Genomic DNA, 17,314 nt, shown 5'->3' with positions numbered 1-17,314 from the left:
TGTGATACACGATTCAACGATTACACAGTTAAACAGTTAAAAGTTACAGGATATGTTTACCAACCAGAACTAAGGCTTTAATCTAAATAATTCTCGACGGCCCTGCCTCGAGGATAGGCTGTTTCAAGAAATTTGTTTATTCGCGAATTTTCTTTTTACGTAACTCGAAGTTTTGGCCTAAGTACACTTTACGTACCATTTCGTCATTCGCCAATTCTTCAGGTTCACCTGCTTTAAGAATACTGCCTTCAAACATTAAATAGGTTCTATCAGTAATAGCAAGCGTTTCCTGTACGTTGTGGTCGGTAATTAAAATACCAATATTCTTTTTGGTAAGTTGTGCAACAATACGTTGAATATCTTCAACCGCTACGGGGTCAACCCCAGCAAAAGGCTCATCCAATAAAATAAAACTAGGGTCGGTTGCTAAGGCACGTGCAATTTCGGTACGTCTGCGCTCGCCACCGGATAATAAATCACCTCGACTCTTACGAATGTGCCCTAAACCAAACTCTTCAATAAGCGATTCCATTTTATATTCTTGCTCTTTTTTACTAAGCTTGGTAAGTTGCAGTACACTTAGAATGTTATCTTCAATACTTAGTTTTCTAAAAACCGATGCTTCTTGTGCCAAATAGCCAATGCCGTTTTGTGCACGTTTGTACATGGGATATTGTGTGATTTCAGTATTATCTAAAAAAATATGGCCACTGTTAGGTTTAATTAAGCCAACCGTCATATAGAACGAGGTTGTTTTACCTGCACCATTAGGTCCCAAAAGTCCAACAATTTCACCTTGTTCAACTTGTAAAGACACATCTTTCACCACTTTTCGTCCGCTGTAGGACTTCATTAAATTTTGAGCTCTTAAAATCATATTCTATGTAATGAATGCCAAAAATAGTGAAATCATGTACACTATTACAGCAGATGTTCTAATTTATATTTTGTTTAACGCTGTTGTTCCAAGGCGTCCCAAAATTCGTAAGCGCGACGTAAATGCGGAATGACTATAGTACCACCCACCAAAGTCGCAATACTTAAAGCTTCAACCACTTCGTCTTTTGTTAAACCTAATTTGTAGCTTGTTTCTAAATGGTATTTAACACAATCATCACAACGTAAAACTGCTGAAGCTACCAAACCTAAAAGTTCTTTGGTTTTTACGTCTAAAGCACCTGCTGCGTAAGCGTTCGTATCCAAATTAAAAATACGTTTGATGATTTTGTTATTGTCGGCTAAAATTTTGTCGTTCATTTTAGAACGATACTCATTAAATTCGGTAACGGTATCAGACATGTTTTTTTAGTTTACGATTTTGGTTGCGTACTACAATTTTAGCAATAATAATGCTTACTTCATATAGAATTAAAATAGGAATGGCTACAATAACCTGACTTGCTATATCTGGGGGTGTAATGATAGCAGATAAAACCAATACAAGTATTAAGGCGTATTTTCTATATTTTCTTAAAAATTCGGGGGTTACTAAACCGATTTTTGTTAAAAAATAAATGATGATAGGTAATTCGAAAATAATGCCTGATGCTAACACCGATGAACGTACCAACCCTATAAACGAGCTAATATCTATTTGATTGTCAACTCGTGATGATATACTGTAATTTGCCAAAAAGTTAATAGATAACGGCGTGATAATGTAATAACCAAACAAAGCACCTAAAAAGAACAGTAACGAAGAGATTACTATAAACCCACGGGAATGTTTACGTTCGTTTGCATGCAGGCCAGGGCTAACAAATTGCCATAACTGGTAAATAACATAAGGAAATGAAATAATAAATCCAGCTAAAACAGCGGTCCAAATATCTGCCGAAAACTGCCCTGCCATCGTTCTATTTTGTAAAATAAGAGGCACTTCATCGTTACAGAAACTGGTATCCAGATTCATATAGGTTGCTATTCTACATAAAAAATCGTAGGTTGGAAAATTCATGTCCAGTGGAGCGAAAATGATATCGTCAAAAATGAATCTACTAAAAATAAACGCCAAAGTACCTACAATTACTATTGCTAAAGTAATTTTAATAAGACGCCAGCGTAACTCTTCAAGATGGTCTAAAAAAGACATCTCGTTTATATTTTTTTTCGCCATTATATAATGCCTTCTTTAATTAAATCGTGTAAGTGAACAATGCCTGCATAATTACCGTTTTCTTCAACCAAAAGTTGGGAAATACCATGCGTTTCCATAATTTCCAACGCATCAATCGCCATAGCACCTGAACTAATGCGCTTAGGATTGGGACTCATGATATCTTTGGCGGTTAGTTTGGAGAAATCGTCAACCTTTGTTAGCATTCTACGTAAATCGCCGTCTGTTATAATGCCTGTAATTTTATCATTTTCAACAACAGCTGTAACTCCTAACATTTTTTCCGTGATTTCAATAATAACGTTTTTTATACTTGTTGAAGCAGTGACCTTTGGTTTTTGGTTAACTGAGGATATATCTTGAACACGCAAGTACAATTTTTTCCCTAAAGCACCTCCAGGGTGGTATTTGGCAAAGTCGGTACTGGAAAAACCCCGTAAATCCAATAAGCAAACGGCAAGCGCATCGCCAATAACCAATTGTGCTGTGGTACTTGTTGTAGGCGCCAGATTATTGGGGCAAACTTCTTTTTCGACGTAAGCATTTAATATATAATCGGCATGTTGTCCCAAAAACGATTCTAAGTTGCCTGTAATAGCAATTATTTTGTTTTTAGCTCTTTTAATAAGTGGGATAAGCACTTTTATTTCTGGGGTGTTACCGCTTTTTGAGATACAAATGACCACATCATCTTCAAGAATAAGTCCTAAATCACCATGAATAGCATCGGCGGCGTGCATAAAAACTGCAGGGGTTCCGGTTGAATTTAAAGTAGCAACAATTTTACTTGCTATAATAGCACTTTTACCAATGCCTGTAATGATAACACGCCCCTTAGAATTGTAAATAAGGTTTACGGCATCGGCAAAATCATCATTTACTAAATTTGACAGGTTAAAAATGGCTTTACTTTCCATTTCAATAGTTTGTTTTGCAATATTGATAATTGAGCTTTTACTATTCAAAATTTATTGTTTTTTTAGTTGATGCTTATAAAGAAATTATTATCTTTAAATGTAAATCGAAATTAATTTTGTTGTAATTTCGATTTTCGTTACAAAACTAACGAAAAAAACACGAGGGTTCTCTCTATACACTTTAAAAAATAATCCAGTGGGTTTTGAATATTTTTTATGATTTTTTAACGATTAAATAAATTTCAGTATCATTCATGTTAATAGCAAAAAGTGACTTGCATTCAGCACTAAAAAAGTATTTTGGGTTTGGCAAATTCAAAGGACTCCAAGAAGGTGTTGTAGAAAGTATTTTATCAGGAAATAACACATTCGTTATCATGCCAACGGGCGGTGGTAAATCGCTTTGTTATCAACTGCCAGCATTAATGCAAGAAGGAACGGCCATTGTAGTGTCTCCTTTAATAGCTTTAATGAAAAATCAAGTAGATGCCATTAGAGGTGTTTCCAATGAAGAAGGGATTGCACATGTTTTAAATTCCTCGCTAAATAAAACAGAAATAAAACGAGTTAAGGAAGATATTGTTAATGGTATTACGAAACTTCTTTATGTGGCACCGGAATCGCTCACTAAGGAAGAGAATGTAGAGTTTTTACGTTCGGTGAAAGTGTCTTTTATGGCTATTGACGAAGCACATTGTATTAGTGAATGGGGACATGATTTTAGACCGGAATACAGAAATTTAAAACATATTATTGGTCGTATTGGCGATAACATTCCCATTATAGGTTTAACTGCTACGGCAACGCCTAAAGTGCAGGAAGATATTATTAAAAACTTAGGAATTAGTGGGGCTAAAACATTTAAAGCCTCGTTTAATAGACCTAATTTATATTATGAAGTACGTCCTAAAACCAAGAATGTAGATGCCGACATCATCCGTTTTATAAAGCAAAACCAAGGAAAGTCCGGTATTGTTTACTGTTTAAGCAGAAAACGAGTTGAAGAACTTGCACAGGTTTTGCAGGTTAATGGTATTAAAGCAGTCCCTTATCATGCGGGATTAGATGCTAAGTCAAGATCAAACTACCAAGACAACTTTTTAATGGAAGATGTTGATGTGGTGGTAGCTACAATAGCCTTTGGTATGGGCATCGACAAACCTGATGTGCGTTTTGTAATTCATCACGATATTCCGAAAAGTATAGAAAGCTATTACCAAGAAACCGGTAGGGCAGGGCGCGATGGTGGTGAAGGACATTGTTTGGCATATTATGCCTATAAAGACATCGAGAAACTTGAAAAATTCATGTCTGGTAAACCCGTTGCAGAACAGGAAATCGGGCAGGCCTTATTGCAGGAAGTGGTAGCATTCGCCGAAACATCTATTTCCCGTAGAAAGTTTATTTTACATTATTTTGGTGAAGAGTTTGATAACGAAACAGGTGAAGGTGGCGATATGGATGATAACGTTAGACACCCCAAAAAGAAACACGAAGCGAAAGATGATGTTAAGTTACTTCTTGAAACTATTGATAAAACTAACGAAAAGTACAAGTCTAAAGACCTAGTACATGTTATTACGGGTAAAGAAAATGCCTTAATTAATTCGCATAAAACCAACGAGCAAGCTTTCTTTGGGAAAGGGAAAGATAAAGATAAAAAGTATTGGATGGCCTTATTAAGGCAAGTACTGGTGTCTGGGTTGCTTAAAAAAGATATTGAAACGTATGGTGTGATCAAATTAGCTAAAGCTGGTAGAGATTTTATAAAAAAACCAGAATCTTTTATGATGACCGAAGACCACATTTTTGATGGAGAGCAAGAAGACGGTACTATTGTTACAGCAGCTAAAGGAGAAGGCGCTGTAGCCGATGAGTTGTTAATGAATTTATTGAAAGATTTACGTAAAAAGAATGCTAAAAAATTAGGAGTGCCTCCTTTTGTTATTTTTCAAGACCCATCGCTAGAAGATATGGCGTTAAAATATCCCATTACTATGGCAGAACTTGCTAACGTGCATGGTGTTGGTGATGGAAAAGCAAAAAAATATGGTAAAGATTTTATAGAACTTATAGCACAATATGTTGAAGAACACGATATTATTCGTCCAGATGATTTAGTTGTTAAATCTACGGGAAGTAATTCAGCCAATAAACTTTATATTATTCAAAACATAGATAGAAAGTTGCCATTAGATGATATTGCTTCATCAAAAGGCATGTCTATGGAAGATTTTATCAAGGAAATGGAAGCCATAGTCTATTCTGGTACCAAACTAAATATAAACTATTGGATTGATGAGATTTTAGATGAAGACCAACAAGATGAAATTCATGATTACTTTATGGAATCTAAAACGGATAGCATAGATGTCGCTATTAAGGAATTTGATGGTGATTATGATGAAGATGAACTTCGTTTGTATAGAATTAAGTTTATTAGTGAAGTAGCTAATTGACGTTTTTAAGTTTATGGGTTTATGGGGTTATGAGATTTAGCTTTACAGCTCAGTCCCTTTGTAACTTTGTAACTTTATAACTTTTAACTTTACAACTCCTTACAGTAAACCAATCAAAAAATACCATTCGTTAATAAACAATTGTTAATCATTTCTTATATTTGCAGCTTCATTAAAAAAGAATAGCATGCAAGACGGATTATACGCAAAATTCAATACAACTAAAGGGGGGATCCTTGTTACTTTGGAATTCAAAAAAACACCAGGGACAGTTGGTAACTTCGTAGCTTTGGCCGAAGGAAACTTAGAAAACAAAGTAAAACCTCAAGGAACACCTTATTATGATGGTCTAAAATTTCATAGAGTTATTCCAGATTTTATGATTCAAGGTGGTTGCCCACAAGGTTCAGGTTCAGGTGATCCAGGCTATAAATTTGATGACGAGTTTCATCCGGATTTAAAGCACGATGGACCAGGGGTTTTGTCTATGGCAAATGCAGGACCTGGCACCAACGGTAGTCAGTTTTTCATTACACATGTTGAAACACCTTGGTTAGATAACAATCATACCGTTTTTGGTAAAGTGGTTGAAGGTCAAAATGTGGTTGACGCTATCGCTCAAGGTGATAAAATTGAAACTTTAGAAATTATAAGAGTTGGTGCAGAAGCAGAAGCTTTTAATGCCGTTGAAGCTTTTAGAACTTTTGAAGGTTCAAGAGAAAAAAGATTAGCAGAAGCAAAAAGAGAAGCCGAAGCCGAATTAGATAAATTAGCCTCAGGATTTAACAAAACCGAAAGCGGATTACGTTATCAAATTATTCAAAAAGGAACAGGGACAAAAGCCGAAAAAGGTAAGCATGTCTCCGTACACTATAAAGGACAATTAGCAGATGGAACTGTTTTTGATTCATCATACAAACGCAACCAACCCATCGATTTTCCGGTAGGAATTGGTCATGTAATCTCAGGTTGGGATGAAGGCATTCAATTATTAAACGTAGGTGATAAAGCACGTTTTGTAATTCCTAGCCATTTAGGATATGGAAATAGAGGTGCAGGAGGGCTTATTCCACCAGATGCAACCTTAATTTTTGATGTAGAATTGATGAGTGTTAAATAACATTAATTAAAATAATTATCAGAAGGCTCTGCTTCGAGGATAGTCAGCTTCAAGAAATTTTTTATTTAAAGTATAGTTTTATAAGCCACTTCATTGTGGCTTTTTTTTATATTTACATATGATAAAACAAGAATTAGAAAAACTTAAATACCCTATTGGGAAGTTTGATTGCCCAACTAATATTTATCCGCAACAAATTGAGGGTTGGATTTCCATTTTAGAACATTTTCCAAACCGATTAGAACATCTTGTTAAGAATTTATCTGATGACCAATTAGATACGCCCTATAGACCAGAAGGTTGGACGGTTAGGCAAGTTATTCATCATTTGTCCGATAGCCATCACCATAGCTATGCACGATTTAAATGGACTTTAACAGAGGATACACCAGTTATTAAAGCCTATTATGAAGATAGGTGGGCAGAATTATTTGATACTAAATCGGCACCAATTGATATGTCCTTACTTCACTTAAAAGCCATTCATGCGAAGCTCGTTTATTTATTAAAAGGGTTATCTGATAATGATTTAAACAAGCATTTTATTCACCCAGAAACACAAAGTGAAGTGGTCTTAAAAAAGAATATAGGTATGTATGCATGGCATAGCAACCATCATTATGCACACATCGAAAATTTGATGAAACGTAATAACTGGATTTAGAAGATTATGATAAGACCAGTAACTGTTGCAGATGCCCAACAACTTGTAGCGATCTATAATTATTATGTTATTCATTCTATCGTAACGCTAGATTTGGTTCCTTTTTCGGCTCAGGATTTTGAAGAGAAAATAAGCACCATTTCCAGTCAATTTCCCTTTATAGTTTACGAAGAAAATGATGAGATATTAGGTTATGCCTATGCCAATACGTTTCGAACAAAACCTGCCTATAATAAGACAGTAGAGCTAACCATTTACTTGAAGCATAATACATTGGGGAAACAAATTGGGAAAAAAATGTATTCAGAATTAATTCAACAGCTAAAAGAAGAAAATTACCATGTACTTATTGGCGGTTTAACATTGCCTAATGATGCCAGTGTAAAACTTCATGAGGGTTTTGGATTTGAAAAAGTAGCGCATTTTAAGGAAGTTGGCTATAAATTCGATAAGTGGCACGACGTAGGTTTTTGGCAACTAACCACCAACTAATTCTAAGAAATCCAACAATCTAACAATTTAAGAGGTCTAATAATCTAAGAAGTCTAAGTCGTCTAGCATTCTATTCTGGGATTTTCCATTTTATATTGCAACCTATACTAGGTTTTTGTGGGTTGCTGTTTTCTTTGTCTTCTATCAAACAATCCAATGCATGCCGTAAATCACTTCCTGTAACAGGTTTGCCATTCCCAGGTCTTGAATCGTCCAACTGCCCTCGGTAAACTAACTTTAAATCTTTATTAAACACATAAAAATCGGGTGTACAGGCAGCTTCATAAGCTTTGGCAATATCTTGACTTCCATCATATAAATAAGGGAATGGGAATTTTTCACTTTTAGCGTGAATTTTCATTTTATCAGGACCATCTTGCGGGTATTTGATAGCATCGTTACTAGAAATCGCTGCAAAACCAATCCCTTTTTTTAAATAGGCCTTTGCAATAGCTATTATTTCATCACATACATGAATTACAAAAGGGCAGTGGTTGCAGATAAACATAATAACTGTGCCATTTTTGCCTTTAACCGTTTCCAAATCTATAAGTGTATCGCTAATAGTATCAGGTAATTCAAAGTAAGGTGCCGTAGTACCCAAGGGTAACATATTTGAAGGTGTATTTGCCATAATAATGAGTTTTATTCAAAGTTCGGAATAATTTGTATTTTTAAAAAATGAATAGGACTATAACTTTTGAGGATTTTTCTAAAATAGACTTGCGGGTAGGAACCATTATTGAAGTAAATGATTTTCCTGAAGCACACCATCCTGCCTACCAATTAACAATTGATTTTGGCGATTTGGGAATTAAAAAGTCGTCAGCACAAATTACTACACGATATAAAAAGGAAGATTTACTAGAAAGACAAATTGTGGCCGTTATAAACTTTCCTAAAAAACAGATAGCTAAGTTTATGAGTGAATGTTTGGTTTTAGGAGCGGTTAACGGTAAAGATGTTATTTTATTAAACCCAGAAAACAAAGTAAAAAACGGTCATGTTGTGAGCTAAAAAAACCGCTACCAAAAAGTAACGGTTTGTATTGTTCATTTTTTTTATTACCGTATTAAATATCATCAAAACTTAAATCAGTGAAACTTTCGGTCGATTTGTGTAATTCCCCGTTTTCACTAGGAGTTTCTTCAGTATCATATTCTTTTTTGAAGTCTTTTTGATGACGCTCACTAATAACTTCATCACCTTTTTCATCAATAATATAATCGGTCATTTCAGCTAAAATATCTTTAAACTCACTAAAGTCTTCTTTGTAGATATAAATTTTATGCTTCTTGTAATGAAACGAACCATCATCATTGGTGAATTTTTTACTTTCGGTAATAGTTAGATAATAATCGTCTGCTTTTGTAGATCTTACGTCAAAAAAATATGTGCGTCTTCCTGCTCTTAATACTTTAGAAAAAATCTCCTCTTTCTCCATCATGTCATTATTGTTCATAGTTATATAGAAATTTATTAAATTATCAATTTATATCAAAAATCTAAAAAAAACCAATACGAACCAACATTTTATGAAATTTCTTTTTAAAGTATCCTATTTTGTTGCATTTAATGCAAGCCTATTTGTTTATAAATAAAGGGTTTATGCCAGTTGTTGTTTGAGTTTACTATAAAAGAGAATGATGATTTTTTATCGATATAAAATAGAGGGCAGAGTGAAAAGAAAATGTGCACTGCACATTTTTAACGACGAGCCAGCTGGCGTATTGAGCATAGACAAAGCTATATTTTCATTTTATATTGAAATAGCGAGGGGAAAAAAAGGCATTTTATTACAGTAAACACAAATAGTAAATGGTATTAGTCTTTATTTGAAGAAGCTTCACTTGATTGCTTTAAGTATAGGTGTTGGTAGTACCCTTCTACATTTATAAGTGTTTCGTGTGTGCCTTCTTGAACTATTTTACCATTATCCAACACTATAATTTTATGGGCATTTTTTGCAGAAGATACCCTATGACCCACAATAATAGATGTTTTGCCTTTAGTTATTCTGGTTAAATTTTTTAATATTTTTTCTTCGGTTTCGGTATCGACAGCCGATAAACAATCGTCGAACAATAAAATTTCCGGCAGCTTTATAATAGCACGTGCAATAGACACACGTTGTTTTTGCCCACCCGAAAGCGTAATACCACGTTCACCTAAAATAGTATCGTATCCATTATTGAATTTAATGATGTTTTTGTGTACTTGGGCATTTTTGGCGGCTTCAATAACCTCTTCATCCGTAGCATACTGATTCCCAAACTTAATATTGTTTTTAATGGTATCTGAAAACAAAAAGGCATCTTGGGGCACATAGCCAATGCTTTTTCGTAAATCGGTTAGATTATGATTTTTAATAGGAATGCCATTTATTAAAATAGAACCGCCATCAATATCATAAAGACGGCCAATTAAATCTAAAATAGTCGATTTCCCAGAACCTGTTTTTCCTAAAATAGCTAAGGTTTCGCCTTCTTTTATATGGAAACTTATGCCGTTTAACGCTTGAATATTGGTATCGTCGTATGTAAAGGTTACGTTATTAAAAACAATGTCTCCATTGATTATGGTATGTTCCTCTACCGTGTTTTTTATTTCGGGTTCCAGTTTTAAAAACTCGTTAATGCGTTTTTGGGAAGCCTCGGCTTGTTGCACAATAGAGGTTACCCAACCCACTGTTGCCACGGGCCATGTAAGCATATTTACATAAATAATAAATTCGGCAATGGTTCCTAAACTTTCAATTTCACCATTAATGTATTGCATGCCACCCACATAAATAACCAGTAAGTTACTGGTGCCAATAAGTAAAATCATCATAGGGAAAAACCATGCTTGTACTTTAGCGAGGTTTATTTGTTTTTCTTTACTTTCAGTAGCTAACGATTTGAAATTGGTAGCCGTTTGTGGTTCAATTCCGTAGGCTTTAATAACCGAAATACCACTAAATGATTCTTGTGTGAAAGTAGATAGTTTAGATAGAAACTGTTGCACAATGGTACTTCTATGATGTATTTCTTTACTTAATTTATATATAACAATTGATAATATGGGTAGGGGTAACACCGTATATAAAGCCAGTTTGGGGGCTTCATTAAACATGTAAATAAGTGCAATTATAAAAAGGGTGACGGTATTAATGCTATACATAATGGCAGGTCCTGCATACATACGTACATTACCAACATCTTCGCTAATGCGGTTCATTAAATCGCCCGTTCTGTTCTTTTTATAAAAATTTAAAGAAAGTTTTTGGTATTGGTTGTAGATTTCATTTTTTAAATCGAATTCTATGTAACGGGAAACATTAATGATGTATTGACGCATAAAAAACGTAAGTATGGCAGCAATTAATGCGGCACCAATAATGTAGATGATAACTTCGGTTAATTCTGCTTTTACAACCTGTTCAGAAACCCCGCCTTTTAAATATTTTTCAATAACAACAAAAATTTCCCGAACATAACGTGGTGTATATAGCAAAAATATTCTGGCTATTATAGTGATTACAGTACCAATTAAAAGCTGCTTTTTGTATTTTAAAAAATATTTGTTTAAGTGCTGTAATTCTTTCATTTAAAGGTCTAATTATATAGAGAGATATGGTACTAATTAAGTAAGCAAATATAAAGTTTTAAAAACATATTCAGCTTTAATAGCTATTTAGTAATTGTTAAAAATACCATAAAGTATTTAGTAAATGAACTCATCTTGACTTTTTGTTTTTAACCGAGAATGAGATGAAATTTGTCCAGATGAGGCACTTTTTGAAAGGCATAGCATCGCTAAGCATAAAAAAAGTAACGAAATATGGGTAAATTTTAGCCATTTTATAGGGAATAGAAAAAGTCAAGATGAGTTCAATAATAAAAACAAAAAATATGAAGTAACTTTTTAAAATAGTGCTATTTTTGCAGCTCGAAATTAAAAAATTTTCGTTTATATAAATTTAAGTTCCTTGTAATTATGCTAAACAGAAGACATATCCGTGTAAAAGTAATGCAAACCATGTATGCCTTTAAAGGTGGAGAAAGTGACGATTTTAGTAAAGATCAAAAGTTTTTACTGTTTAGTATAGACAATATGTACAACTTGTACCTATTGCTTCTTTCTTTGTTATTGGAGGTTCAAAAAAGAGCTGAAAACGATTTAGAAAAAAAACAAAAAAAGCATTTAGCTACCAAAGAAGATAAAGATCCCAACAGAAAGTTTGTAAACAACCAGCTTCTTGAACTTTTGGCAGCGGATTTTCAGTTAAAAAACCAGTTAGAGATACACAACATAACGAATTGGCAACTCGATGGTGAATATGTGGATGTTATTTTCAAAGCCATTACCTCTAGCAATTTGTATAAGGAATACATGACAACCAAAGTGTCCGATTTTAAAGAGGACAAAGATTTCATTGTAGATGTATTTAAAGACATTATAGCTCCAAACGATAAGCTTTACGACTATTTAGAAGATAAAAATTTAACTTGGTTAGATGATTTGCCAACAGTAAATACCACTATTTTAAAGTTATTACGAAAAGCAAAAAGCACATCGGCCGGAGGGTATTTTACACCAAAGCTTTATAAAGATGCAGACGATAAGCAGTATGCCATCGATTTATTTAGAAAAACACTTTTAAATAGAACGGCATTAAATAAAGAAATTGAGCAGAAAACACAAAATTGGGATTCAGACCGTATTGCCAATGTAGATTATGTATTGCTTCAATTGGCAATTTGCGAATTAAAAAACTTTCCGTCCATTCCCGTAAAAGTCACTATAAATGAATATTTGGAAATAGCCAAAGAATATTCTACCCCAAAAAGCAGCATTTTTATAAATGGTATTTTAGATAAATTGGTAAAAGAGTATGAAGAGGCTGGAACCCTAAAAAAAGTAGGTCGCGGATTGCTGTAAATTTGTGTTAAGAAGCTATTAAAAGTTTTTAATAGATTAAATAATTCCTATTTTTACTGCTTGAACAAAAATAGCTTAGTAATGAAAAAAATAATATTAGGATTAAGTGCCCTTAGTTTAATGGTTTTTACTTCTTGTAAAGAGGATGCTTCTAAAAAAGTAGATGATGCCAATGTAACGGCGGCAGCCCTTAGGGATGCTAACGCCTCTAAATTTCCTGTACTTGAATTTAATGAAACTGAACACGATTTTGGTGAAATAGAAAAAGGTAAATCAGTTGAAACGGTTTTCTCTTATAAAAACACAGGAAATGCACCTCTTGTTATAACAGATATTAAAAGTTCTTGTGGCTGTACGGTGCCAGAAGATTGGAGTAAAGAACCTTTAGCACCAGGAAAAACAGGTAAATTTACCGTGAAGTACAACGGAAGTGGTGCCAACAAAATAACAAAAACCATAACGGTAACCGCCAATACCGAAAAAGGGTCTGAGGTTGTTAAAATTTCAGCATTCGTAAAAGATCCTAATGCTATAACAACTAATTAACACTGCTACAAAAGTAGCATACCAAATAACTAACAAATAACTAAAAAACAATGGAAGGAATCGGTCAATTTTTACCGTTTATACTAATGTTTGTGGTTGTGTATTTCTTTATGATTGCACCACAAATGAAACGCGCTAAAAAAGAAAAGAAATTCAATGCTGAATTAAAAAAAGGCGATAAAGTTATTACCAAAAGCGGGTTGCATGGTAAAATTTTAGAACTTAACGATAAAGACCAAACATGTATTATAGAAACCATGTCTGGAAAAGTTAAGTTTGAACGTTCTGCAATTTCTATGGAGTTAAGCGCTAAAGCTAGCGCACAAGCATAAAACTAGTTTCGTTTAAAAAAAATTGTGAAGGGCTTCCTAATTAGGAAGCCCTTCTTGTTTTATAAAAACTTTTAAATTACTTCAGCTAAAAGGTAGGGTAAATAATTATAAGGTTGTCTTAATGTTAAGTACTTCGCTAACTTAATCGTTTAGACTATGTATTTGTTCATGCCTTATTTAGTGTTTTCAAGAAAGCTAGATGTTTTAGAAACTAAGCGTCTGGTCGATTTGAACTTGGAAAGAATTAAATTGAATAATAAACTGAAAATGCTAGCGTATATTTCAGAATTCGAACTGTATTTATCTCAAAGCAAAATTGATAGAAGTAGATTTAGTGAAATGAAGGAGTTTAACGATTTGAAATTCTCAATTCAAAAAAGCATATTAAAATCAACTAGAAGAATCTCTTCTCTGTCTACTATTAAATAAAATTTAAAATGTTTTTTTAAGGTAGGGTAAAGATGTTTAAAGTTGTCTTAAATATAGAATTACAGTAATTAAAGTTTAATATAAAATTATAAATTATGAAATCAATTAAAGCACTAGTCATGTTTTTTATAGTAATTGTTTCTTCTATAGTAAATGCCCAAGAAACCAAAACAACTTCTGAAGCTAAAATAGATAGTCAGTCGTATTATGAACAACGAGCCATAGAAGATGCTAAATACGAACAACAATTTGCTGCCAAAACAAAAGCTGAAGAAGATGCTTTTTGGGAAGAGCAAAAAGCCTATGAAAAAGAATTAAAACAAAGAGATAGAAAATCTTATAAAGCCTATATGAAAGGTAAGAGAGATGCTTATGCAAGCCATTATGAGCATTGTGATGCACACTGCCACCACAGTCCGCATTATTACCATCATGCGTCGTTTTATTATTATAGATACGACAATTATTATTACCATAGATATCCTCAACGAAGCACGGTTACCACTAGTGTAAACGTACGTACACCGAGGGTAAGTCTAGGGTTGTTTTAATCCATAGTTCTTGATTTTAAAGCTCCTTTTTTCAGGGAGCTTTTTTTGTTCTTTGTTAAAACTTATCATTATCTTAACAAAGCTTAAAGGGTATTATTTGCTATTAGCGGTCAATTTTCGTAAATTTGCAGCATGAGCAAAGGACTTCATGAAAGACAAAACTGTAGAATATTCAACTTTAACTTTTTAGTTTTTAGAACCCAATCCGATAAGTTTATTCCTCCTAGCACCTCTAAAAAGAGGTTCTATTTTTAAATAGTACACTTTATTTATTCCTGTTTTTTTATTTAAGTACTTACAAAGCTTAATTATTTATATTCTTAATTAGTTGCATCTATTACTGGTTTAGATGCGATTAAAAACAATAACATTAATGACTATAAAAACCTTTGATGCCTTTTCAAGGCTATCAATTATTGATATAAATCGCATAACTAATTTTTTATTTGAATATTCTGAGGATGCCAGAGACACTAAAAGTGCCATTAGAAAATCCGTATTATATGCCGCAAAAGAGGTTCCAGGATTAGGTGGCTATGTGTTTGTCATGGAGCATAATAATGAAATTTTTGGGGCTGCAGTAGTAAACAGAACAGGTATGAACGAATATATACCGGAAAACATATTGGTTTACATAGCTGTAAAGACAGCGTTTAGGGAAAAGGGAATCGCTAAAGAATTAATTAAGCACACCATAAAATATTGTGATGGCGATATTTCAACATATATAAACAAAAATAATGCTGTGGTGGAATTATTTGAAAAACAAGGTTTTAAACCCAGAAATATAGAAATGAGATTAGTTAGGAATTAACCAATCATGCAATACAAATTAAAAATAAAACACAGATGTGACTCCAATGGGAACCACATTCACACATATGAGGATGTTTATTTAGGGTGTCCCATCTGAAAATTAAAAAACAATAAATATAAACATTATGAAAATTATATATATAAAAAGAGAAACAACATACGAAAAACGACACAGTATAAAAATGGGCGAATTAACCACAAAGGTTACTTATATAAAAAAGTATCTACTTGGGCTGCCTATTAAAACACTTCATAAATATAGGGAAACCTATTATGGAGAGGTGAAAGACTGTAATGATTGTATGCTATTTGTTTAATAATTAAATTAACAAACACACAAATAAATAAATAAATAAATGAAAGTACTAGTAATAGGGGCAGGTAACATGGGGCTTACTTATGCCGAAGGTATGTCTAAATCAAGATTGTTAAAGAAAAAAAACATCATGGTTTTAGATAAATCTGAAGAAAAACTTGAAGAGCTTCACCAAATATCACATTTTGATGCTTTTAGCGAGTTAAAAGATTGCGTTCCGCAAGCAGATATTATATTTATAGCCGTTAAACCATACCATGCCGAAAGTGTCTTTAAAGCCATAAAACCACTTGTGCAACCACAACAAATTTTAGTATCCATAATGGCAGGTGTTTCCATAACCTCTATAAAAGAAATAACTGGACTGAACAAAATAGTTAGGGCCATGCCAAATTTGCCTGCGCAAATAGGGAAGGGCTTAACATCGTATGTTATATCGCCTGAGGTTTCTAGAATCGAAATGCTAACCGTAGAAAGCTTATTGGATACCACAGGAAAATCTATGCGTGTATCCAATGAAAACTTCATTGATGCTTCTACTGGCATTTCAGGAAGTGGGCCCGCTTATGTCTTTTATTTTATGCAAAGTATGATGGAAGCAGCCTTACAAATGGGGTTCTCAAAAAACGATTCCACAGTTTTGGTAAGTCAAACTTTTACAGGAGCGGTCGAGCTTTTCAATCAATCTAATTTATCGCCTAATTCTTGGATGGAAAAAGTGGCCTCAAAAGGCGGAACAACCCGTGCTGCACTAGATTCCATGCAAGATAATAATGTAAACGAATTAATAAAGGAAGCAGCATTTGCGGCGTTTAATCGCGCTGTTGAATTAGGAAAAGAATACTAAAATGTATAAAGAAAGAATAGTTATTAAAGTTGGTACTAATGTAATGACCAACAGAGACAATAGAATTGTTAGACCCGTATTACGTAATTTGGTAAAACAAATAGCCGAACTTTATGATCGCGACATTATTTGCTTACTCGTATCGTCGGGTTCAGTAATAGCAGGAAAAGAAGTTTTAGGAAAGTCCAAAATAAAGAATAGAACGCAACGCCGTCAGGTATATTCTGCCATAGGGCAACCACGTATGATGCGTTTGTATTACGATGTTTTTCATGACTATGGTATGAAATGTGCGCAAGTACTTCCCACAAAACGCGATTTTAGTCCAGGTGTACATAGACAAAATATGATTAATTGTTGTGAAGGCTTACTGTCCGAAGGTGTTATTCCTATAGCCAATGAAGATGATGCGGTATCGGTTACCATGTCTATGTTTTCTGATAATGATGAACTGGCTAGCTTAATAGCACAACTTATAAACGCTGATAAACTGATTATATTAACCGACATTGACGGACTATACACGGGGCATCCCGATGCACTAAACAGTAGTTTGATACAAAACGTTGGCCCACATGAAAATTTAGACAAGTATATTAAAGACAATAATAAAAGTGAAGAAGAAGGTCGTGGAGGTATGGGCTCAAAATTAGATTATGCACAGCAAGCAGCCGCTAATAACATCCCTACTTACATAGTAAACGGAAAAACAGACAATATTATAATAGATATAATTGATGGAAAAGCAGTTGGGACAAAAGTATCGTTGTAACTAAAACAGGTTTA

Annotated in this window: 20 protein-coding genes; 13 read left to right on the top strand and 7 right to left on the bottom strand. The window is 33.7% G+C overall.

All coding sequences use genetic code 11. From position 1 onward, the window contains the following. Nucleotides 1-136: 136 nt before the first annotated feature. The 4 genes from lptB to CJ739_RS00665 form a co-directional block, all read right to left on the bottom strand. Entirely contained in the window at nt 137-877 is a 741-nt protein-coding gene (gene lptB, locus CJ739_RS00680) for an LPS export ABC transporter ATP-binding protein (RefSeq protein WP_117172152.1), read from the bottom strand. A 74-nt stretch (nt 878-951) separates the two neighbouring features. Further along, complete coding sequence (locus tag CJ739_RS00675; protein WP_117172151.1) at nt 952-1,299, bottom strand: carboxymuconolactone decarboxylase family protein; 348 nt, start codon at nt 1,297-1,299, stop codon at nt 952-954. After that, entirely contained in the window at nt 1,292-2,116 is an 825-nt protein-coding gene (gene tatC, locus CJ739_RS00670) for a twin-arginine translocase subunit TatC (protein WP_117172150.1), read from the bottom strand. The genes CJ739_RS00675 and tatC overlap by 8 nt, the downstream gene beginning before the upstream one ends. Beyond that, nucleotides 2,116-3,033 carry a KpsF/GutQ family sugar-phosphate isomerase gene (locus tag CJ739_RS00665; RefSeq protein ID WP_117178639.1) on the bottom strand — a complete coding sequence of 306 codons (918 nt, stop codon included), beginning with the start codon at nt 3,031-3,033 and terminating at the stop codon, nt 2,116-2,118. Before CJ739_RS00665 ends, tatC begins: the two co-directional genes overlap by 1 nt. A 254-nt stretch (nt 3,034-3,287) precedes the next feature. Between CJ739_RS00665 and CJ739_RS00660 the strand changes: the two genes are divergently transcribed. The 4 genes from CJ739_RS00660 (at nt 3,288) to CJ739_RS00645 (ending at nt 7,768) form a co-directional block, all read left to right on the top strand. Further along, nucleotides 3,288-5,492, top strand: a complete 2,205-nt coding sequence (locus tag CJ739_RS00660; RefSeq protein WP_117172149.1) for a RecQ family ATP-dependent DNA helicase — start codon at nt 3,288-3,290, stop codon at nt 5,490-5,492. A 187-nt stretch (nt 5,493-5,679) separates the two neighbouring features. After that, the gene (locus CJ739_RS00655; RefSeq protein WP_117172148.1) at nt 5,680-6,612 is read left to right on the top strand and encodes a peptidylprolyl isomerase; all 933 of its coding nucleotides are present in this window, start codon (nt 5,680-5,682) and stop codon (nt 6,610-6,612) included. A 118-nt stretch (nt 6,613-6,730) separates the two neighbouring features. Continuing rightward, nucleotides 6,731-7,276, top strand: a complete 546-nt coding sequence (locus CJ739_RS00650; RefSeq protein ID WP_117172147.1) for a YfiT family bacillithiol transferase — start codon at nt 6,731-6,733, stop codon at nt 7,274-7,276. Between the two features lie 6 nt (nt 7,277-7,282). Further along, the gene (locus CJ739_RS00645; RefSeq protein ID WP_117172146.1) at nt 7,283-7,768 is read left to right on the top strand and encodes a GNAT family N-acetyltransferase; all 486 of its coding nucleotides are present in this window, start codon (nt 7,283-7,285) and stop codon (nt 7,766-7,768) included. Nucleotides 7,769-7,838: 70 nt separating this feature from the next. On the opposite strand, the gene CJ739_RS00640 is transcribed toward CJ739_RS00645, so the two are convergent. Next, entirely contained in the window at nt 7,839-8,402 is a 564-nt protein-coding gene (locus CJ739_RS00640) for a thioredoxin family protein (RefSeq protein WP_117172145.1), read from the bottom strand. 47 nt (nt 8,403-8,449) lie between these two features. On the opposite strand from CJ739_RS00640, the gene CJ739_RS00635 reads away from it, so the two are divergent. Further along, nucleotides 8,450-8,785, top strand: coding sequence for a tRNA-binding protein (locus CJ739_RS00635; RefSeq protein WP_117172144.1), 336 nt, complete (start codon nt 8,450-8,452; stop codon nt 8,783-8,785). A gap of 55 nt (nt 8,786-8,840) precedes the next feature. Here CJ739_RS00635 and CJ739_RS00630 read toward each other — a convergent pair whose 3' ends face one another. Continuing rightward, nucleotides 8,841-9,230, bottom strand: a complete 390-nt coding sequence (locus CJ739_RS00630; RefSeq protein ID WP_117172143.1) for a PUR family DNA/RNA-binding protein — start codon at nt 9,228-9,230, stop codon at nt 8,841-8,843. A 362-nt stretch (nt 9,231-9,592) separates the two neighbouring features. After that, the gene (locus tag CJ739_RS00625; protein ID WP_117172142.1) at nt 9,593-11,356 is read right to left on the bottom strand and encodes an ABC transporter ATP-binding protein; all 1,764 of its coding nucleotides are present in this window, start codon (nt 11,354-11,356) and stop codon (nt 9,593-9,595) included. A gap of 390 nt (nt 11,357-11,746) precedes the next feature. On the opposite strand from CJ739_RS00625, the gene nusB reads away from it, so the two are divergent. The 8 genes from nusB (at nt 11,747) to proB (ending at nt 17,300) form a co-directional block, all read left to right on the top strand. Next, the gene (nusB, locus tag CJ739_RS00620; RefSeq protein ID WP_236951574.1) at nt 11,747-12,691 is read left to right on the top strand and encodes a transcription antitermination factor NusB; all 945 of its coding nucleotides are present in this window, start codon (nt 11,747-11,749) and stop codon (nt 12,689-12,691) included. Between the two features lie 81 nt (nt 12,692-12,772). Next, nucleotides 12,773-13,237 (top strand): DUF1573 domain-containing protein, encoded by a 465-nt coding sequence (locus CJ739_RS00615; RefSeq protein WP_117172141.1) that lies wholly within the window; start codon nt 12,773-12,775, stop codon nt 13,235-13,237. Between the two features lie 50 nt (nt 13,238-13,287). After that, nucleotides 13,288-13,569, top strand: a complete 282-nt coding sequence (gene yajC / locus CJ739_RS00610) for a preprotein translocase subunit YajC (RefSeq protein ID WP_117172140.1) — start codon at nt 13,288-13,290, stop codon at nt 13,567-13,569. A gap of 524 nt (nt 13,570-14,093) precedes the next feature. Beyond that, complete coding sequence (locus CJ739_RS00600) at nt 14,094-14,549, top strand: hypothetical protein (protein WP_117172138.1); 456 nt, start codon at nt 14,094-14,096, stop codon at nt 14,547-14,549. Between the two features lie 373 nt (nt 14,550-14,922). Next, on the top strand, nt 14,923-15,363 hold the full coding sequence (locus CJ739_RS00595; protein ID WP_162880083.1) for a GNAT family N-acetyltransferase: 441 nt from the start codon (nt 14,923-14,925) through the stop codon (nt 15,361-15,363). A gap of 127 nt (nt 15,364-15,490) precedes the next feature. Further along, nucleotides 15,491-15,682, top strand: coding sequence for a hypothetical protein (locus tag CJ739_RS00590; RefSeq protein ID WP_117172136.1), 192 nt, complete (start codon nt 15,491-15,493; stop codon nt 15,680-15,682). A 39-nt stretch (nt 15,683-15,721) separates the two neighbouring features. Further along, the gene (gene proC, locus CJ739_RS00585) at nt 15,722-16,528 is read left to right on the top strand and encodes a pyrroline-5-carboxylate reductase (protein ID WP_117172135.1); all 807 of its coding nucleotides are present in this window, start codon (nt 15,722-15,724) and stop codon (nt 16,526-16,528) included. Between the two features lies 1 nt (nt 16,529). Further along, a complete protein-coding gene (gene proB / locus CJ739_RS00580; RefSeq protein ID WP_117172134.1) occupies nt 16,530-17,300 on the top strand; it encodes a glutamate 5-kinase in 771 nt (256 codons plus the stop codon). The last annotated feature ends 14 nt before the right edge of the window (nt 17,301-17,314 follow it).

The sequence above is a fragment of the Mariniflexile sp. TRM1-10 genome (assembly GCF_003425985.1).
Lineage (GTDB): Bacteria > Bacteroidota > Bacteroidia > Flavobacteriales > Flavobacteriaceae > Mariniflexile.
Note: the sequence above shows the minus strand (reverse complement) of the source record. Positions and strands in the feature narration are given on the sequence as shown.

Excerpts from the sequence above, each read along its gene's own strand:
- lptB (WP_117172152.1), bottom strand. The coding sequence starts at position 877 with ATGATTTTAAGAGCTCAAAATTTAATGAAGTCCTACAGCGGACGAAAA.
- CJ739_RS00675 (WP_117172151.1), bottom strand. The coding sequence starts at position 1,299 with ATGTCTGATACCGTTACCGAATTTAATGAGTATCGTTCTAAAATGAAC.
- tatC (WP_117172150.1), bottom strand. The coding sequence starts at position 2,116 with ATGGCGAAAAAAAATATAAACGAGATGTCTTTTTTAGACCATCTTGAA.
- CJ739_RS00665 (WP_117178639.1), bottom strand. The coding sequence starts at position 3,033 with ATGGAAAGTAAAGCCATTTTTAACCTGTCAAATTTAGTAAATGATGAT.
- CJ739_RS00660 (WP_117172149.1), top strand. The coding sequence starts at position 3,288 with ATGTTAATAGCAAAAAGTGACTTGCATTCAGCACTAAAAAAGTATTTT.
- CJ739_RS00655 (WP_117172148.1), top strand. The coding sequence starts at position 5,680 with ATGCAAGACGGATTATACGCAAAATTCAATACAACTAAAGGGGGGATC.
- CJ739_RS00650 (WP_117172147.1), top strand. The coding sequence starts at position 6,731 with ATGATAAAACAAGAATTAGAAAAACTTAAATACCCTATTGGGAAGTTT.
- CJ739_RS00645 (WP_117172146.1), top strand. The coding sequence starts at position 7,283 with ATGATAAGACCAGTAACTGTTGCAGATGCCCAACAACTTGTAGCGATC.
- CJ739_RS00640 (WP_117172145.1), bottom strand. The coding sequence starts at position 8,402 with ATGGCAAATACACCTTCAAATATGTTACCCTTGGGTACTACGGCACCT.
- CJ739_RS00635 (WP_117172144.1), top strand. The coding sequence starts at position 8,450 with ATGAATAGGACTATAACTTTTGAGGATTTTTCTAAAATAGACTTGCGG.
- CJ739_RS00630 (WP_117172143.1), bottom strand. The coding sequence starts at position 9,230 with ATGAACAATAATGACATGATGGAGAAAGAGGAGATTTTTTCTAAAGTA.
- CJ739_RS00625 (WP_117172142.1), bottom strand. The coding sequence starts at position 11,356 with ATGAAAGAATTACAGCACTTAAACAAATATTTTTTAAAATACAAAAAG.
- nusB (WP_236951574.1), top strand. The coding sequence starts at position 11,747 with ATGCTAAACAGAAGACATATCCGTGTAAAAGTAATGCAAACCATGTAT.
- CJ739_RS00615 (WP_117172141.1), top strand. The coding sequence starts at position 12,773 with ATGAAAAAAATAATATTAGGATTAAGTGCCCTTAGTTTAATGGTTTTT.
- yajC (WP_117172140.1), top strand. The coding sequence starts at position 13,288 with ATGGAAGGAATCGGTCAATTTTTACCGTTTATACTAATGTTTGTGGTT.
- CJ739_RS00600 (WP_117172138.1), top strand. The coding sequence starts at position 14,094 with ATGAAATCAATTAAAGCACTAGTCATGTTTTTTATAGTAATTGTTTCT.
- CJ739_RS00595 (WP_162880083.1), top strand. The coding sequence starts at position 14,923 with ATGACTATAAAAACCTTTGATGCCTTTTCAAGGCTATCAATTATTGAT.
- CJ739_RS00590 (WP_117172136.1), top strand. The coding sequence starts at position 15,491 with ATGAAAATTATATATATAAAAAGAGAAACAACATACGAAAAACGACAC.
- proC (WP_117172135.1), top strand. The coding sequence starts at position 15,722 with ATGAAAGTACTAGTAATAGGGGCAGGTAACATGGGGCTTACTTATGCC.
- proB (WP_117172134.1), top strand. The coding sequence starts at position 16,530 with ATGTATAAAGAAAGAATAGTTATTAAAGTTGGTACTAATGTAATGACC.